The 14,241-nt window shown below is 66.7% G+C and carries 15 protein-coding genes and 3 tRNA genes; 3 read left to right on the plus strand and 15 right to left on the minus strand.

Translation table 11 applies throughout. The features are described 5' to 3' along the window. Window positions 1–235 precede the first annotated feature (235 nt). Entirely contained in the window at window positions 236–1,210 is a 975-nt protein-coding gene (locus ACVBD7_RS09390) for a Bug family tripartite tricarboxylate transporter substrate binding protein (RefSeq protein WP_458097219.1), read from the minus strand. A gap of 526 nt (window positions 1,211–1,736) precedes the next feature. Between ACVBD7_RS09390 and ACVBD7_RS09395 the strand changes: the two genes are divergently transcribed. Together ACVBD7_RS09395 and ACVBD7_RS09400 are read left to right on the plus strand one after the other, a co-directional pair. Next, on the plus strand, window positions 1,737–1,892 hold the full coding sequence (locus tag ACVBD7_RS09395) for a hypothetical protein (RefSeq protein ID WP_458097220.1): 156 nt from the start codon (window positions 1,737–1,739) through the stop codon (window positions 1,890–1,892). A gap of 8 nt (window positions 1,893–1,900) precedes the next feature. Next, window positions 1,901–2,074 (plus strand): hypothetical protein, encoded by a 174-nt coding sequence (locus ACVBD7_RS09400; RefSeq protein ID WP_458097221.1) that lies wholly within the window; start codon window positions 1,901–1,903, stop codon window positions 2,072–2,074. Window positions 2,075–2,319: 245 nt separating this feature from the next. Here the strand turns inward: ACVBD7_RS09400 and ACVBD7_RS09405 are convergent. From ACVBD7_RS09405 to ffh, 10 genes are all read right to left on the minus strand, one after another. Continuing rightward, window positions 2,320–2,396: transfer RNA gene (locus ACVBD7_RS09405), tRNA-Arg, on the minus strand. Window positions 2,397–2,434: 38 nt separating this feature from the next. Then, window positions 2,435–2,511: transfer RNA gene (locus ACVBD7_RS09410), tRNA-Arg, on the minus strand. Between the two features lie 220 nt (window positions 2,512–2,731). Then, the gene (gene leuB, locus ACVBD7_RS09415) at window positions 2,732–3,844 is read right to left on the minus strand and encodes a 3-isopropylmalate dehydrogenase (RefSeq protein WP_458097222.1); all 1,113 of its coding nucleotides are present in this window, start codon (window positions 3,842–3,844) and stop codon (window positions 2,732–2,734) included. Window positions 3,845–3,872: 28 nt separating this feature from the next. Then, window positions 3,873–4,484: a 3-isopropylmalate dehydratase small subunit gene (gene leuD / locus ACVBD7_RS09420; protein WP_458097223.1), complete on the minus strand. Its 612-nt coding sequence runs from the start codon at window positions 4,482–4,484 to the stop codon at window positions 3,873–3,875. After that, window positions 4,481–5,923, minus strand: coding sequence for a 3-isopropylmalate dehydratase large subunit (gene leuC, locus ACVBD7_RS09425; RefSeq protein ID WP_458097224.1), 1,443 nt, complete (start codon window positions 5,921–5,923; stop codon window positions 4,481–4,483). The genes leuD and leuC overlap by 4 nt, the downstream gene beginning before the upstream one ends. Before the next feature lie 65 nt (window positions 5,924–5,988). Further along, complete coding sequence (rplS, locus tag ACVBD7_RS09430) at window positions 5,989–6,426, minus strand: 50S ribosomal protein L19 (RefSeq protein ID WP_458097225.1); 438 nt, start codon at window positions 6,424–6,426, stop codon at window positions 5,989–5,991. A 26-nt stretch (window positions 6,427–6,452) separates the two neighbouring features. Then, window positions 6,453–7,211, minus strand: coding sequence for a tRNA (guanosine(37)-N1)-methyltransferase TrmD (trmD, locus tag ACVBD7_RS09435; RefSeq protein WP_458097226.1), 759 nt, complete (start codon window positions 7,209–7,211; stop codon window positions 6,453–6,455). Then, a complete protein-coding gene (gene rimM, locus ACVBD7_RS09440) occupies window positions 7,208–7,795 on the minus strand; it encodes a ribosome maturation factor RimM (RefSeq protein ID WP_458097227.1) in 588 nt (195 codons plus the stop codon). The genes trmD and rimM overlap by 4 nt, the downstream gene beginning before the upstream one ends. 18 nt (window positions 7,796–7,813) lie before the next feature. After that, entirely contained in the window at window positions 7,814–8,158 is a 345-nt protein-coding gene (gene rpsP / locus ACVBD7_RS09445; RefSeq protein WP_458097228.1) for a 30S ribosomal protein S16, read from the minus strand. Between the two features lie 24 nt (window positions 8,159–8,182). Next, window positions 8,183–9,565 (minus strand): signal recognition particle protein, encoded by a 1,383-nt coding sequence (ffh, locus tag ACVBD7_RS09450; protein ID WP_458097229.1) that lies wholly within the window; start codon window positions 9,563–9,565, stop codon window positions 8,183–8,185. 286 nt (window positions 9,566–9,851) lie between these two features. Here ffh and ACVBD7_RS09455 point away from each other — a divergent pair, with 286 nt between their 5' ends. Further along, a complete protein-coding gene (locus ACVBD7_RS09455) occupies window positions 9,852–10,121 on the plus strand; it encodes a hypothetical protein (RefSeq protein ID WP_458097230.1) in 270 nt (89 codons plus the stop codon). Window positions 10,122–10,725: 604 nt separating this feature from the next. Here ACVBD7_RS09455 and ACVBD7_RS09460 read toward each other — a convergent pair. From ACVBD7_RS09460 to ACVBD7_RS09475, 4 genes are all read right to left on the minus strand, one after another. Further along, window positions 10,726–11,340: a CatB-related O-acetyltransferase gene (locus ACVBD7_RS09460; protein ID WP_458097231.1), complete on the minus strand. Its 615-nt coding sequence runs from the start codon at window positions 11,338–11,340 to the stop codon at window positions 10,726–10,728. A gap of 220 nt (window positions 11,341–11,560) precedes the next feature. Continuing rightward, complete coding sequence (locus tag ACVBD7_RS09465) at window positions 11,561–12,025, minus strand: hypothetical protein (RefSeq protein ID WP_458097232.1); 465 nt, start codon at window positions 12,023–12,025, stop codon at window positions 11,561–11,563. Between the two features lie 1,301 nt (window positions 12,026–13,326). Next, window positions 13,327–13,402: transfer RNA gene (locus ACVBD7_RS09470), tRNA-Glu, on the minus strand. A gap of 66 nt (window positions 13,403–13,468) precedes the next feature. After that, entirely contained in the window at window positions 13,469–14,149 is a 681-nt protein-coding gene (locus tag ACVBD7_RS09475; RefSeq protein ID WP_458097233.1) for a hypothetical protein, read from the minus strand. Window positions 14,150–14,241: the final 92 nt, after the last annotated feature.

Below are 14,241 nucleotides of genomic sequence, written 5' to 3' on the forward strand. Positions count from 1 at the left end.
ATGCTGCGCAGAACTTGTTCAACGTCGACGAAACGCCCATGCCGCGACTGCCCAGGACAGGAAACGTCCTGTAGTTGCAATCGCCACCGCGCCGCAACCGCGCAATGCACCGATGAGCCGCGGAGCTGTCCGGCTCCCAATACCCAAAGGCAAACTACCGGCCCGGCCTGTCCCTCTCAGGGGTACGCCAACGCAGGCGAAAGTCCCTAGCCCGGCAGGCTCCGTCCGGGGAGCCCTACTCCAGCCGAACCCCCGCCAGCTCCACCACGCGGCCGAGCCGCTCAGCATCCCGCCGCACCAGCGCCGCTGCCTCGGCGGCCCCGCCACCGCCGGGGATGTAGCCGGACTCGATCAGACGCCGGTTGATCGTGGGATCAGCAATGGTTCGGCCGAGCGCAGACTCCCAGCGTCGCACCACCGCGTCCGGCAACCCCGCCGGCCCCAGCACCATGTACCAGACGGACATGTCGTAGCCGGGGAACCCCTGCTCCTCCACCGTCGGCACCTCGGGCAGCGCCGTGGCCCGCTGCGGCAGGGTGGTGGCCAGCGCCCGCATCCGTCCACCGCGGATATGCGGCAGATAGGTCGCCAGCGTGTCGATGTTCACGTCCACATCGCCCGCCAGCAGCGCGTTCACCGACTGCCCGGTGCCGCGATAAGGGATGTGCGTCATCCGCATCGAGCCCTCGCGCGCCAGCAGCTCGCTCGCTAGGTGCTGCTGGCTGCCCACGCCTGACGTGCCGTAATTCAGCCCGCCAGGCTTTTCGGCGGCCAGCGCCTTCAGCCCGGCAATATCACGCGCCGGGCTATCCGCCCGCACCACCACCACCAGCGGCAGGGTGCCAAGGAGCATGATCGGGGTGAAATCGCGCAGCTGGTCATAGGGCGGCGGCCGCATGAGCGGCGCCACAGTACACTGGGTGCTGACGGTGCCGGTGAGCAGCGTATAGCCGTCCGGCCGGGAGCGCGCGGCCGCGGCGGCGGCCAGGGTTCCGCTGGCACCGGCCCGGTTCTCCACCGTGATCGGCTGCCCCAGCTCCTCCTGCAGCCGCGGCGACAGCATGCGCGCCACGATGTCCGTGCCGCCCCCGGGCGCGAAACCCACAAGCATGGTGATTGGCCGCGAGGGATAGGCCTCCTGCGCCTGCGCCCCGAGCGGCAGGACCGCGGCGGCGCCGAGGCCGCCGATAACGGATCTCCTATGGATCATGCTTTCCCTCCCGTTTCATTCGTTGGGGGAAGCGTGACCCAGCCGTTGCCGGCGGTCCACCGCCTTTGCGCCGCGTCCCGGGCACAAACCGGCGATTCAGCACCGCGGCGCCGCCCAGACCGCATCGGCCGCGGCGTGCTACCCCGCCTTTGGCCGCAACACCTCGTCGGGCAGGTGCCCCCGCAGCGGAGGTCCGTCTTCCCGCCGCGTGTACCCGCTGCGTTCATCCGGGTGAAACGGTCGGTCGCCCCCCAGAGCACCAACATCTTTATGCTTCAGCAGTGCGCCTGCCCCTGGGCTTCACGCCGTCAATGCTTGAGAGCCCGAACTGGCTCATCGCCCGGCGCGGCCTGCAGCTCCTGCTCCCGCTCATCGGGCGGCAGGACCTGCGCGCCTGGTCCGCCTCGCCGAGCTCCGCAAGCTGCAACATCAGCGGGTCATCATCATCGGTGCCAACACCATCGCCGAACGCGTGGTCCGCGACATGCTGGAGGCTGATCCCCAGACCTCCAGGATCCTGGCAGTCTTGCGCGACCTGTCCGACGGCAAGACGGCCGACGCGATCGTCGGCATCCATGTAGCAGGCGGCCTCGAGACGCTGAACGCCGTCGCCATGTCAGAGACGATCGACGCCGTTCTGCTCGCCCTGCCCCGGCCCGCGCGTCCGACTTCTTCCGGTTAACACAATCCGTGAATTGGATCAGAGCCGACGCCACCACTCGCTTTGAGGAGGCCGCCCCTTCCGCAGCGCCGCTCCAACTTTTCAGCGTGCTGAAGGACGAGATGCCGATCCTCGGTCCGCGCGCCTGTGTCACCGACATGGTGGTGGGGAACGAACCCTTCTCGGACTTAGTGGCGCCTTAAGCTGAGCGCCACCGTTTCAATCCCAGCCTAACCGGCTACGCCCAGGCCCATGGCATGCACAGCGATGCGCTCCGCTCAGCCGAGCACGCGTGCCGCAGCATCGAGATGGGCTGGCACTACTCAACACTCTAGTCGTTAGAGTTGGAGTGCCGGAGCATAGTGCAGACCCTCGTCTCGGGTCTTGCAGTCCGGAGGATCTTCTAGGCCCAGATACTTTGAGCCACGTCGGCGAAGGCGGCGGAATTTGGCGCGCCCGAAGAGATTCGAACTCCTGACCCCCAGATTCGTAGTCTGGTGCTCTATCCAGCTGAGCTACGGGCGCATCGCCAAAGTCAAAACCTGAACGCGGTACAAGAAAGATGGCGCGCCCGAAGAGATTCGAACTCCTGACCCCCAGATTCGTAGTCTGGTGCTCTATCCAGCTGAGCTACGGGCGCACTTCCTGGGGGCGGGGATTAGCGCTCCGGGATTTCCGACGCAACCCCTGAAACCAGCATTCCTGAACCCGGCCTCGCCGCGGCATACCCCCTAGTACCAGAGGGGGCTGCGAGTGCGGTCCAGGATCGCCCGCAGGCCATGCCAGGCCTCTGCGTTTGGCGTTGGCACCGCCGCAGGACCGGCACCTCCCGGCGCCGGACGCCGCGCGGTGCAGCCGGATCAGGCCGCGATCTTGTCCAGTTCGCGCACCACTGCCTCGCCCATCACGGAGGTACCGACCCGAGCAGCACCCGGAACCATAATGTCCGCCGTACGCAGCCCGCCCGCGAGAACCTTCTCCACGGCCTTGTCGATCAGCCCAGCCTCTTCCTCCATGCCGAAGGACCAGCGAAGCAGCATCGCGAAGGAGAGGATCTGCGCGCAGGGATTGGCGATGCCCCGCCCCGCGATATCCGGTGCCGAACCGTGGATCGGCTCGTAGAGCGCGTTGCGGCGCCCGCTCGAATCCGGCGCGCCGAGCGTCGCCGAGGGCAGCATACCCAGGCTGCCCGTCACCGCCGCCGCCAGATCCGAGAGAACGTCGCCGAACAGATTGCTCGCCAGGATGACGTCGAACTGCTTCGGGCGGGATGCCAACTGCATGGCGCAATTGTCCGCATACATGTGCGACAGCTCGACATCGGCAAACTCGGCCTTGTGCACCGCCGTCACAATCTCCCGCCAAAACCGGCCGGACTGCATGACATTGGCCTTCTCGACGCTCGTCAGCCGGTTGCTGCGCTTGCGGGCCAGCTCAAAGCCGACGCGCGCGACGCGGGTGATCTCCTCCTCCGTGTAGGATTCGGTGTCGAAGCCGCGGCGCATGCCGTTGGCCATCATCTCAACCCCGCGCGGCTCGCCGAAATAGATGCCGCCCGTGCTCTCGCGCACGATCATCAGGTCGAGCCCGTCCACTAGCTCCGCCTTGAGCGAGGAGGCCTGCGCCAGCGGCGACCACACGATCGCGGGTCGCAGGTTGGCGAACAGCCCGAGATCCTTGCGCAGCCGAAGGATGCCGAGCTCCGGCCGCATGTCGAAGGGCAGGCTGTCCCACTTCGGCCCGCCGACCGAGCCGAACAGGATGGCATCCGCCCGCGCTGCCTTCTCCATCGTCGAGTCCGGGCAGGGATGCCCCTCCGCGTCAATGGCGGCGCCGCCGACCAGCCCTTCCTCCATGGCGAAAGTCACGTGCCGGCGCCGGTCCATCCAGTCCACCACGCGCCGGACCTCGCGCATTACCTCGGGGCCGATGCCGTCACCAGGCAGCACCAGCAGCTTCTTGTTTGCGGACATCAGAACTTCCTTGGGAGACGCGGGACTCTCAGCCGTAGAGCCAGGGCTGCGCCGCGCGCTGCTTCTGCTCGAAGCCTTCGATGACGGAGGCGCGCTGCATCGTCTCGCCGATATCGTCGAGCCCGTTGAGCAGCCTGTGCTTGCGAAGTGGATCCACCTCGAACGGGATCTCCTCCCCGTTCGGCCGCACCACCACCTGGCGCGCGAGATCGACCGTGATGCGGGAGTTCGCGCCCATGCGCGCATCCTCCATCAGCATGTCGCAGATCTCCCGCGGCAGCTTGATCGGCAGGATCCCGTTCTTGAAGCTGTTGTTGAAGAAAATGTCCGCAAAATCCGGCGCGATGACGCAGCGGATGCCGAAATCCAGCAGTGCCCATGGCGCGTGCTCGCGCGAGGACCCGCAACCGAAATTCTCATGCGCAATGAGGATCTCGGCCGCGCGATAGGGCTCACGGTTCAGCACGAACTCCGGCTTCTCGGTGCCGTCATCGTTGAAGCGCATATCGGCAAACGCTGCGCGTCCCAGTCCTTTGCGTTCGATGGTCTTGAGGAAGCGAGCGGGGATGATCTTGTCGGTATCGACATTGGCCATCGGCAGCGGCGCCGCGATGCCGGTGAGCGTGGTGAAGGGCGTCACTGCATCGTCTCCGGCGCGCCTTCGCGCGACATATCCCGCACATCGGCCAGATAGCCGGTCACCGCCGCCGCAGCCGCCATCGCCGGCGACAGCAGATGCGTCCGCCCACCCTTCCCCTGCCGCCCCTCGAAGTTGCGGTTGGAGGTGGAGGCACAGCGCTGCCCGGGCAGGATCTTGTCCGGGTTCATGCCAAGGCACATGGAGCACCCGGCCTCACGCCACTCGAAGCCGGCCTCCTTCAGAATCGCGTCCAGCCCCTCCCGCTCCGCCTGCTCCTTCACCAGCCCGGAGCCCGGCACCACCATGGCGCGCACGCCGGGCGCCACCTTGCGCCCGCGTACCACCGCAGCGGCCGCGCGGATGTCCTCGATCCGCCCGTTGGTGCAGGACCCCACGAAAACCGCATCCACCTTCAGGTCCTGCAGCCGCTGGCCCGGCGTCAGCCCCATATACTCGACCATGCGGCGAAGCTGCGCCCGCCGCGCCTCGTCGGAAGCGGCCTCGGGATCCGGCACCACACCCGTGATCGGCAGCACATCCTCAGGCGACGTGCCCCAGCTCACCATCGGCACGATGTCGGCGGCGTCGAGCACGACCTCCTTGTCGAAATGCGCGCCCTCATCCGTCGGCAGCGTGCTCCACCAACCGATGGCCCGCTCCAGAGCCTCACCCTTCGGCGCCATCGGCCGCTCGCGCACATAATCAAAGGTCGTCTGGTCCGGCGCGATCATCCCGGCGCGCGCCCCGGCCTCGATCGACATGTTGCAGACCGTCATGCGCCCGGCCATGTCGAGCGCGCGGATCGCCTCCCCGGCGAACTCGATCACGTGCCCGGTGCCGCCCGCGGTCCCGATCCTGCCGATGATGGCCAGCACGATGTCCTTGGCTGTGCAGCCGAAGCCCAGCTTGCCGTTCACCGTCACCCGCATGTTCTTTGCGGGCTTTTGCAGAAGCGTCTGGGTCGCCAGCACGTGCTCGACCTCGGAAGTACCGATGCCGAAGGCCAGCGCGCCCATAGCGCCATGCGTGGAGGTGTGGCTGTCGCCACAGACGATCGTCATGCCCGGCAGCGAGATGCCCAGCTCCGGACCGATGATGTGGACGATGCCCTGACGCTTGTCGTTCAGCGGGATGTAGCTCACCCCGAACTCGGCCACGTTCTTCTCGAGCGTCGCGACCTGCAGCGCGCTCTCCGGCTCCTGGATGCCGGTGAAACGGGTCGCGTCGGTTGGCACGTTGTGGTCAGTCACCGCGATAGTGCCATCCAGCCGGTGCACGGGGCGCCCAGCGGTCCGCAGCCCCTCGAAAGCCTGCGGGCTCGTCACCTCATGCACGAGGTGGCGGTCGATGTAGAGAAGGGAGGTTCCGTCCAGAAGCTGCTCGACGATATGCGCGTCCCAGATCTTGTCGAACAAGGTACGCGGCTTCGTGGCCGACATGCTTTTTCCCCTCTCACCTATCGAGAAACGGCCCGCCAGGTTGTCCTGGCGGGCCGCATCCCGTCTTACGCCTGCTGCTCGTTCAGCTGCTCGTTGGCAGCGGCCGGGCTCTCCGCCACCGCGGAGGCGCCGCCCTTGCCGCGCACCGCCGCGCGCTCCTGGATGCGCGCCGACTTACCGGTGCGGCCACGCAGGTAGTACAGCTTCGCACGCCGCACCTTGCCGCGGCGAACCACCTGAATCTCCGCCACGTTCGGCGAGTACAGCGGGAACACACGCTCCACGCCCTCGCCATAGGAGAGCTTGCGGACGGTGAAGTTGCTGTTCAGGCCACGGTTCGAGCGCGCGATCACCACGCCCTCGAAGGCCTGGGTGCGGATGCGCTCGCCTTCCTGCACCTTCACCATCACGCGGACGCTGTCGCCGGCGTCGAAGTCCGGCGTGGCGCGCGTGCTCGCCAGGCGGGTCATCTGCTCGTGCTCGAACTGCTGAAGCAGGTTCATGGCTGTGGTCCTTCTCTTCCGCTCGTTTAGGCGGGGCTTGCCGCCGGATGCAATGGCGCGGAACGCGCCGCTTGTTCATTGAGCGACGCGGAACGCGCCGCTGAATTGGTCAGGAGGTCGGGACGCCGCTCGCGGGTCACGGCCTCCGATTGCTCGCGCCGCCACCGGGCGACCTCTGCGTGATGACCGGAGAGGAGGACCTCCGGAACGCGCAGGCCGCACCAATCGGCAGGGCGGGTGTACTGAGGATACTCGAGCAGGCCCGCGGAAAAGCTCTCCTCCTCCGCGCTCTCCGCCGCGCCCATGACGCCCGGGATCAGCCGCACGCAGGCATCGAGCAGCACCATCGCCGCCAACTCGCCCCCGGAGAGGACGTAGTCGCCGATGGAAACCTCGATCATCCCGCGCGCCTCGACCACGCGCTGGTCCACCCCCTCGTAGCGGCCGCAAAGCGCAACCACCCCCGGCCCGGAAGCCAGTTCCCGCACCAGCGACTGCCGGAGCGGCGCACCGCGCGGGGTGAGGAACACCAGCGGGCGCGCATCGCCCTCCGGCATGGCGGCGGCGATCGCGGCATCCACCACATCCGGGCGCAGCACCATGCCGGCGCCACCCCCGAAGGGCGTGTCGTCCACCGTGCGGTGCCGGTCGGTGGTGACGGCGCGGATATCGCGCGCCTCCAGCGACCAGAGCCCGCGCTCCATCCCCCGGCCGGCGAGCGAGGTGCCCAGCGGCCCCGGGAACATGCCCGGGAAAAGGGTGAGGACGGTGGCGTTCCAGCTCATGCTGCGTCTCGCCCGCCGCTGCGGCGGCGCATGGAGGGACGGCGGGGGCGCGGCGTGTCGCCGGCCTCCGCCTCTCCCGGCTGCGGCGGCACGACCTGCTCGCCCGGCATGACGATGACGACGCGTCCTGCCGCGATCTCCACCACGGGCACGACGGCCTTGGTGAAGGGCAGCGGCGTCTCCCGCCCGGCCTCGTCTCGCAGCGTGATCACGCTGCCCGCGCCGAAGTCCTCAACCGCTGAAACGGTGCCGAGAACCTCCCCGCCTTCCGTCTCGGCGCGCAGGCCGATCAGGTCGGTAAGGTAGAACTCGTCCTCATCGGGCGGAGGCAGCGCGTCGCGATCCACATACAGACGGGTGCCGGTCAGCTTGGCGGCGGCATCGCGGTCCGCGACACCCTCCACCTGCACCAACCCCTCCGAGAGCCACTTCAGCGCGAAGCTCCGCGCCCCGCTCTCATCCGAGAGCGGGCCATAGCTGGCGATAGCCGCCGGCTCGGCTGTGTGGGAGCGGAGATGAATCAGCCCCCTCACCCCGTGCGGGCGGCCGAACTCACCGACCAGGATGCGACGCGACGCGGACATGGACTGGCGCTGCTATCCTCAGGCCGCGCTGGCGGAAGCGGCCGCGGCGGCGCGCTCCTGCGCCTTCTTCTTCGGGGCCGACTGCTTCGGCTGCTCAGCGAATACCGGCATCGGCGCCAGCCCGGCCTTGCCGAGGAACTTGGCCACGCGGTCGGTCGCAACCGCACCCTGGCTGATCCAGTGCTTCAGGCGCTCGTCGAACAGGCGCACGCGCTCGGCATGGTCGGAGGGCAGCATCGGGTTGTAGGAACCCAGGCGCTCGATGAAGCGGCCGTCGCGGGGCGAACGGCTGTCGGCCACCACGATGTGGTAGTAGGGGCGCTTCTTGGCACCGGCGCGGGCGAGGCGAATCTTGAGGCCCATGTCGTCGTCCTTCTCTGTCTCAGGCTAGAAAGGTCTGCGGTTTCCGGCGCCAGGGAGCAGGGCACCGAGCCCGCCCCGCATCAGCCCCTTCTGACCGAGCTTGTTCATCCGCTTCATCATCGCGGACATATCGTCGAACTGCTTCAGCAGCCGGTTCACATCCTGAACCGTGACCCCGGACCCCGCAGCGATGCGCTTTTTGCGCGCCGCCTTGATAATGTCGGGATTCTTGCGCTCCTTGCGCGTCATCGAGGAAATGATGGCGGACTGACGCCCGATCATCCCATCATCGATCTTCGCATTGGCAATCTGCGACTTCATCGCGCCCATACCGGGCAGCATGCCGAGGATCCCCGAGAGGTTCCCCATCTTGCCGACCTGCTTCAGCTGGGATGCGAAGTCCTCCAGGTCGAAGGTCCCCTTCTGCATCTTGGCCGCAAGCTTCTCGGCCTCGTCGCGGTCGATCGTCTCCGCCGCCCGCTCGACGAGCGACACGATATCGCCCATGCCGAGAATACGCCCGGCGATGCGGTCGGGATGGAAGTCCTCCAGCGCGTCGAGCTTCTCGCCAGCACCCAGCAGCCGGATCGGTGCGCCCGTCACCGCCCGCATGGATAGCGCCGCACCGCCGCGCGCATCGCCGTCGACGCGCGTCATGACGATGCCGTTGACGCCAACGCGATCCTGGAAGTTCCGCGCGGTGTTCACCGCGTCCTGGCCGGTCATGGCGTCGACGACGAGCAGGGTCTGGTGCGGCCGCGTCGCGGCCTTCACCGCAGCGACCTCCTCCATCAGCGCATCATCGATGGAGAGGCGCCCGGCGGTGTCGAGGATCACCACGTCGTAGAGCTCGCGCCGCGCCACATCCATGGCGCGCGCCGCAATCTCGAGCGGCGACTGCCCGGCGACGATCGGCAGCGAGGTGACCCCAGCCTGGCCCGCCAGCGTCTGCAACTGCAGTTGCGCCGCCGGCCGCGCCACGTCCAGCGAGGCCAGCAGCACCTTCTTCTTGTCACGGCTCCGCAGCCGCAGCGCGATCTTGCCCGAGGTGGTCGTCTTGCCCGATCCCTGGAGCCCGACCATCAGGATCGGCACCGGGGACGGCGCATTGAGGTCCAGCCCGGAGGCCTCGGCCCCCTCCCCGCCCCCGAGCGCCTCGACGAGCGCGTCGTTGACGATCTTGATGACCTGCTGGGCCGGCGAGACGCTGCGGATCACCTCCGCGCCGACCGCTCGCTCGCGCACCTTGGCAATCAGGTCGCGCGCCACCGGCAGGGCCACATCGGCCTCCAGTAGGGCGATGCGCACCTCGCGAAGGGCCTCGTTGACGTCAGCCTCCGACAGAGCCCCGCGACGGCGGAGCTTGTCGAAAACGCCATTCAGGCGGGTGGAAAGCGCCTCGAACATTCGGGCGGGATATACCTATCCTGTTTGGGACCGCCCACGACCGATCGCGTCGCTGCGCGAGTCTTCGCGGGGCGACGGAGCCGGCACCCTGAGGGCGGCCGACCGGCGAGCGGGACATGTCCCGGAGAGGGACGCCTTACTCGCCGATGGTCGGAGCGTCAAGAATTTCTGCTGCTAACGTCAATGCTGCTTGCAGTGAGGACCGATCGTCTCTACAGCGCGCGTCGAAGTTGTATCACAAACACTTGATACAACTATCCAGTCGCAGCGCATGTAGGATTGCAACATGAGCACCGCCCGCCTCGGGTCATGGCCCGCCAATTCAGGAAAAGGCTCCTCGCGCGGCACACGGGGAGCGAAGTCTGGCAAGACAGCGTCCCGCGTACAGGCCCCGGCGCCCGAATCCAAGGCGGCGTGCGATCCCAGGATTGAGGTCGTTAACGACCTTGTTCGCTACGCTCGGGCTGCCGACCTAGTCCTGGCGGATGAAATCCTCACCGACATCCTGGGCAAGCTGCATGGCTGGCCCGTCGAAGAACTCAATCGCCTTTCCTGACGCTGCAACTCGCCCCGTTTGAAACATTCTGCAGGACGTCGACCGCATGACGCCAAAGCTCGGCTTTAGCGTCATGCAAGCCCGTCAAGTCGTTTAACGCCCGCGTAGCCCCAGTGCTGCCACAGGGTCCCGTGTGTCCGGAGCGCGGCGCGCATCCCGGCGTCCCCGATCGTAAGCGCGACTCCTCTCGTAGTCCGCATGCCGGCGATCATAGCCACCGTGCCTATCGCGCTCCCAACGGTCCCGCTCCGACCAGCGCCGGTCATGCTGACGCTCGTAGCGCCGGTACCCGCCGTCGCCTCTCCAAGGTTCGGCGAAGGCGGATCCGGCAGACAACGCCATCCCGATCGCCACGCCTCCCAGCAGTAACAACCTGCTCAGCGTCATTGTCGTTCCTCCGTTGTGCCAATCCAGAAGAACGCGATCCGGATGGAAAAGGTTCCAGCCACGGCTGGCGCTACGTGGCAGCCCCCGTTTGTCACTGTGACGAGCACAGGCAAGGCATTGCGAAGCGCGCTGCCACTCACCTCGACCTGCAAGGGTATCCAGAAGAACAGGCGACCCTTCGTCGCTGTTCAGCGACGGATCGCACGGCACGGCCGTCCTACCTCATCCACCTCAGCAGCTTGCTGAAGCTACGCCTCCTCGTCCGAACACCAAGAGCACTGAGCAACCTCTCGACGTCTCCGCTCATAAGCAACGGCACAAGCGGCCGAACCTCGTCGTCTGTCCGGTCCCACCAAGCCGCCTCCAAAAGCGCATCGACGACGTGGGCCGGAAATCTCCGCCGTATGAGTCTGGCCGGATTGCCGGCCACGATCGCATAAGGCGCAACAGACCGCGTGACGACGGAGCGGGCACCAATGACGGCCCCATGCCCTATCGAGATGCCGGACAGGATCGAAGCACCTTCCCCGATCCAGACATCGCTGCCGACCGTGACGTCCCCGCGAGTGGCAGGATGGCCGCCGATCCCTGCGGCTTCAGGCCAGGCTGGAAGACTGTTGAATGGGTAGGTGGAAACCCAATCCGTTCGATGATTCCCGCCTAGAAAGATGACCACCCCTTGGGCAATCGAGCAGTACCGCCCGATGCTCAGCCGTGCAGGCTCCCCCCACCACCGCACTTCGGGCGCACCATAGGTATGCTCCCCGATCGCCGAGCCCGACTTCGCGCAGAATTCGGCCAGGTTGTCTCGCGTGTAGAGGCCGTCAGTCACGCCAAAACATCCGCATCCTCAGCCCACCCTGCCGGTCGGACAGGGAGGCAGTTGTGAACTGAACCTCTCCAGCCGTCACCTCTTGCCGCTTGCGCCGCTCCACGGTCGAAGCTCCAAGACGTTTTCCCGGGCAGGAAGCCCGCACGCTTCACGCCGCGACGATTTCGCTACGGTTCCAGCGCTGCAAAGTAAAAAAGAGCCGTGGGGTACGGCGAACCGGCTAGACGTGGAGCGTTACGTCGCTCCTCGACTGTCTTCTAAGTGGAAGCTGTGCACTCACTGGCCGGACGTTGCCGGTCATCTTCCAAGCACCACGGAAGATCGAAACCGCTCCGGCCCCCAACTCCTCCACGCGCGTCGCCGCACGCATGCTTTCCGCCGTCTCGGGCGTGGTCAGGTCCACCAGAAGGTCGAGCGGAATTCGATTCGCCGATTGCCTCACTCTGGCCTCAGCAGCTGTGCGCTGGTTGAGAACGAGAGCCCCGACCGTCCGCGCCGCCTCGCGTTCCACCAGCGCCACCGGCCAGTTCGGATGGCAAGCGCGGAAGTCTGCCACCGCCTGTTCCCAAGCTTCCCATTTCGGGCAGCCACGCCCGACCGCTAGGCGATAGGCGAGCTCAGCGCGCCGAGCGGCCAGCACGTCCAAGTCAGTGGGAGGAGCGTGGGTATAATGAAGGTGGCTCATGCGACTGATGCTAGACCGAAGGAGAACGATTAGGGAACAGTGAAAGCAGAGCCGGTCCGTTGACTGGGCGTTTGTGCCTCAATTCCAGCGATCTCAGCGATCTACCAGTGCGGTCGGGTCGGAGGTCCGACGAATCGGTCTGAGGACTGCAGGCGCAAACATCGATCCAAGGTAGCGGAGGCAAACGCTGCTGTCTGATGTCGGGCTACCTTACATAGCCTGCGGCGCGAGCAGCTAACATGTTGAATTAGAACGGTGGCATGATCGTTGCCGAGCACCGACCTGAACGTCGGAACACACCATGACCTCGCCAGCCAAACATACCAGAGAGCTTCCAGCAGGCCCCTCTCCAGACGCATCAGCCTTGGCTAGGGCCTCGAATTGGGAGGCGCCTGGCCTGACTCCAGAACAGTGCGTGGCCGCTCGGAAGGAACTTGGCTGGACACACCAGGACTTGGCTGCGCGCGCATACTGCTCAAGCGGTACCGTGAAGGCTTTCGAACTGCGACACACCCGCACCTCTCGTGCGATCGTCACTGCCTTACGCCGTGCAATCGATGTGTCGGGCGTAAAAATAAGTGAGGATGGCGAGTAGGGACGAAGAAAGTCGCGTCCGAAATGGATGTTGATTCTCTGCGGGCTTTCTAGCGCCAATCGTTGAGGCTGCATCGACCGTCCTCCATGAGTGCCAGCCCCGACTGAAGTTCCCGAGCCCGCCAGCATGGTCCTGTTCGGGGTCGGGCCGCTCGATCTTGGCCTGCAGCTCCACCGCAGAGTTGAGGCGTCGGGAAGGTCCGGCGAAGTTGACCGGAACGGATCGAAGGCGCTGCAAGTCCTGCGTCAAACCCAAGCGGCTTGCGTGCGCTTCCAGGTTTGCAGGGCCGCGTGCGAAGAAGCGGCGCGATCCCTCACCTGCCCAATTTGCTGACCCAGGGCGGTCCTTTATCACGACGCAGGTGAGGCGGAGGCAATCCTAACCTTCTATGCCGCTTCTATCCGTCCCGACTTGCCCGAGTGAGGGACGTGACAGCTAAGACCTTGCTGCCCGGCGTCTGGGATCAGCACCTAGATTGATCGGCCGGGTATCACTGAGATCGCCCCGTTCCAGCTTTTGTCGCAAAGAAGGTTCGGTAAACCGCGGAGAGGACCTCGCCCTTCTCGCTCCCCACAGGCGTGCGCCGGGCTGCGAATCGAGGCGCCCAATCTAGGGAACGCGGATCTTGCGAAGGTCGGGGCGAATTGTGGGTCGCTTCTAGGACGAGAGCGAGAAGACCAGAAAAACCCAGCAATTACAGAGGTAGTGGCGTCCCGTACGGGATTCGAACCCGTGTTGCAGCCTTGAAAGGGCCGCGTCCTAGGCCTCTAGACGAACGGGACAGGCCTACCCCGCAAACCCGGGGCGCGCGGTCACTACAACGCCCGCTTCGCCCCGTCCAGCACCTCTCAGAGCGCAAGTGGCGCCGCAGGCGGCACGAGCGGCGCGCGCGGCGAGGGCGGCGGCTCCGCGGCAGGCGCAGCGGGCGGCAACTCGCTCCGTACCGGGCTCTCGGCGGCGGGCTGCGGCGCGGCGGCGGGCAGGCCCGCAGCCGGCGGATCGGCCCGAACCGGCGCCTGCACGGCCGAAGGCTGTCCCCCGCCCGCCGGTGGCGTCCCACCAGCCGCATCCCCCACCGGCACCGTGTAATCCGGCACGATCCGCGCCTGAGCCCCTGCGATCACCAGCACCTTCTGCCCGATCGGCAGCGGCGGCACGTCGCGCTGGGTGATGCTCACCAGTTCGCCATTTGTCTTGCGAACGATGTACTCGGTGCCGCGGTTGTCATTCACCATGCGTTCGGCGGTGTTGCCGAACAGCCCGCCGATCAATCCGCCGCCCACGCCGGCCAGGGCGGAAGTCATGCTGCTGCCCGGAGTCGCAGCGCCAACAATGCCGCCGGCCGCCGCGCCAACCGCCGCCCCCTGCGCACCATCCGAGGAGATGGCCACTTCCCGCGCACCGATGATCACACCCTGCTGCGCCGGATTCGCCTGCTGTACTGCGCGGGTGGAATAGGTGTCCGCGGAATAGTCGCTGCCGCAGCCGGCAAGCAGAAGGAGGGCGATCAGGCAACGGCTCGGGTGCATGGGGGCTCCGCGATCTCGGGCGTGCATGGGCCGGCCGGTCAGGCCACCCCGGGCTTGCGCCCGCGAGTTAGGGCCCCAGGCCGCCCGGCACA

The organism is Roseomonas sp. WA12 (assembly GCF_054165765.1).

What these genes read in the sequence shown, in the direction of transcription:
- ACVBD7_RS09390 (WP_458097219.1), bottom strand. Translation starts at nt 1,210, where the DNA reads ATGATCCATAGGAGATCCGTTATCGGCGGCCTCGGCGCCGCCGCGGTC.
- leuB (WP_458097222.1), bottom strand. Translation starts at nt 3,844, where the DNA reads ATGTCCGCAAACAAGAAGCTGCTGGTGCTGCCTGGTGACGGCATCGGC.
- leuC (WP_458097224.1), bottom strand. Translation starts at nt 5,923, where the DNA reads ATGTCGGCCACGAAGCCGCGTACCTTGTTCGACAAGATCTGGGACGCG.
- rplS (WP_458097225.1), bottom strand. Translation starts at nt 6,426, where the DNA reads ATGAACCTGCTTCAGCAGTTCGAGCACGAGCAGATGACCCGCCTGGCG.
- trmD (WP_458097226.1), bottom strand. Translation starts at nt 7,211, where the DNA reads ATGAGCTGGAACGCCACCGTCCTCACCCTTTTCCCGGGCATGTTCCCG.
- rimM (WP_458097227.1), bottom strand. Translation starts at nt 7,795, where the DNA reads ATGTCCGCGTCGCGTCGCATCCTGGTCGGTGAGTTCGGCCGCCCGCAC.
- rpsP (WP_458097228.1), bottom strand. Translation starts at nt 8,158, where the DNA reads ATGGGCCTCAAGATTCGCCTCGCCCGCGCCGGTGCCAAGAAGCGCCCC.
- ffh (WP_458097229.1), bottom strand. Translation starts at nt 9,565, where the DNA reads ATGTTCGAGGCGCTTTCCACCCGCCTGAATGGCGTTTTCGACAAGCTC.
- ACVBD7_RS09455 (WP_458097230.1), top strand. Translation starts at nt 9,852, where the DNA reads ATGAGCACCGCCCGCCTCGGGTCATGGCCCGCCAATTCAGGAAAAGGC.
- ACVBD7_RS09465 (WP_458097232.1), bottom strand. Translation starts at nt 12,025, where the DNA reads ATGAGCCACCTTCATTATACCCACGCTCCTCCCACTGACTTGGACGTG.
- ACVBD7_RS09475 (WP_458097233.1), bottom strand. Translation starts at nt 14,149, where the DNA reads ATGCACCCGAGCCGTTGCCTGATCGCCCTCCTTCTGCTTGCCGGCTGC.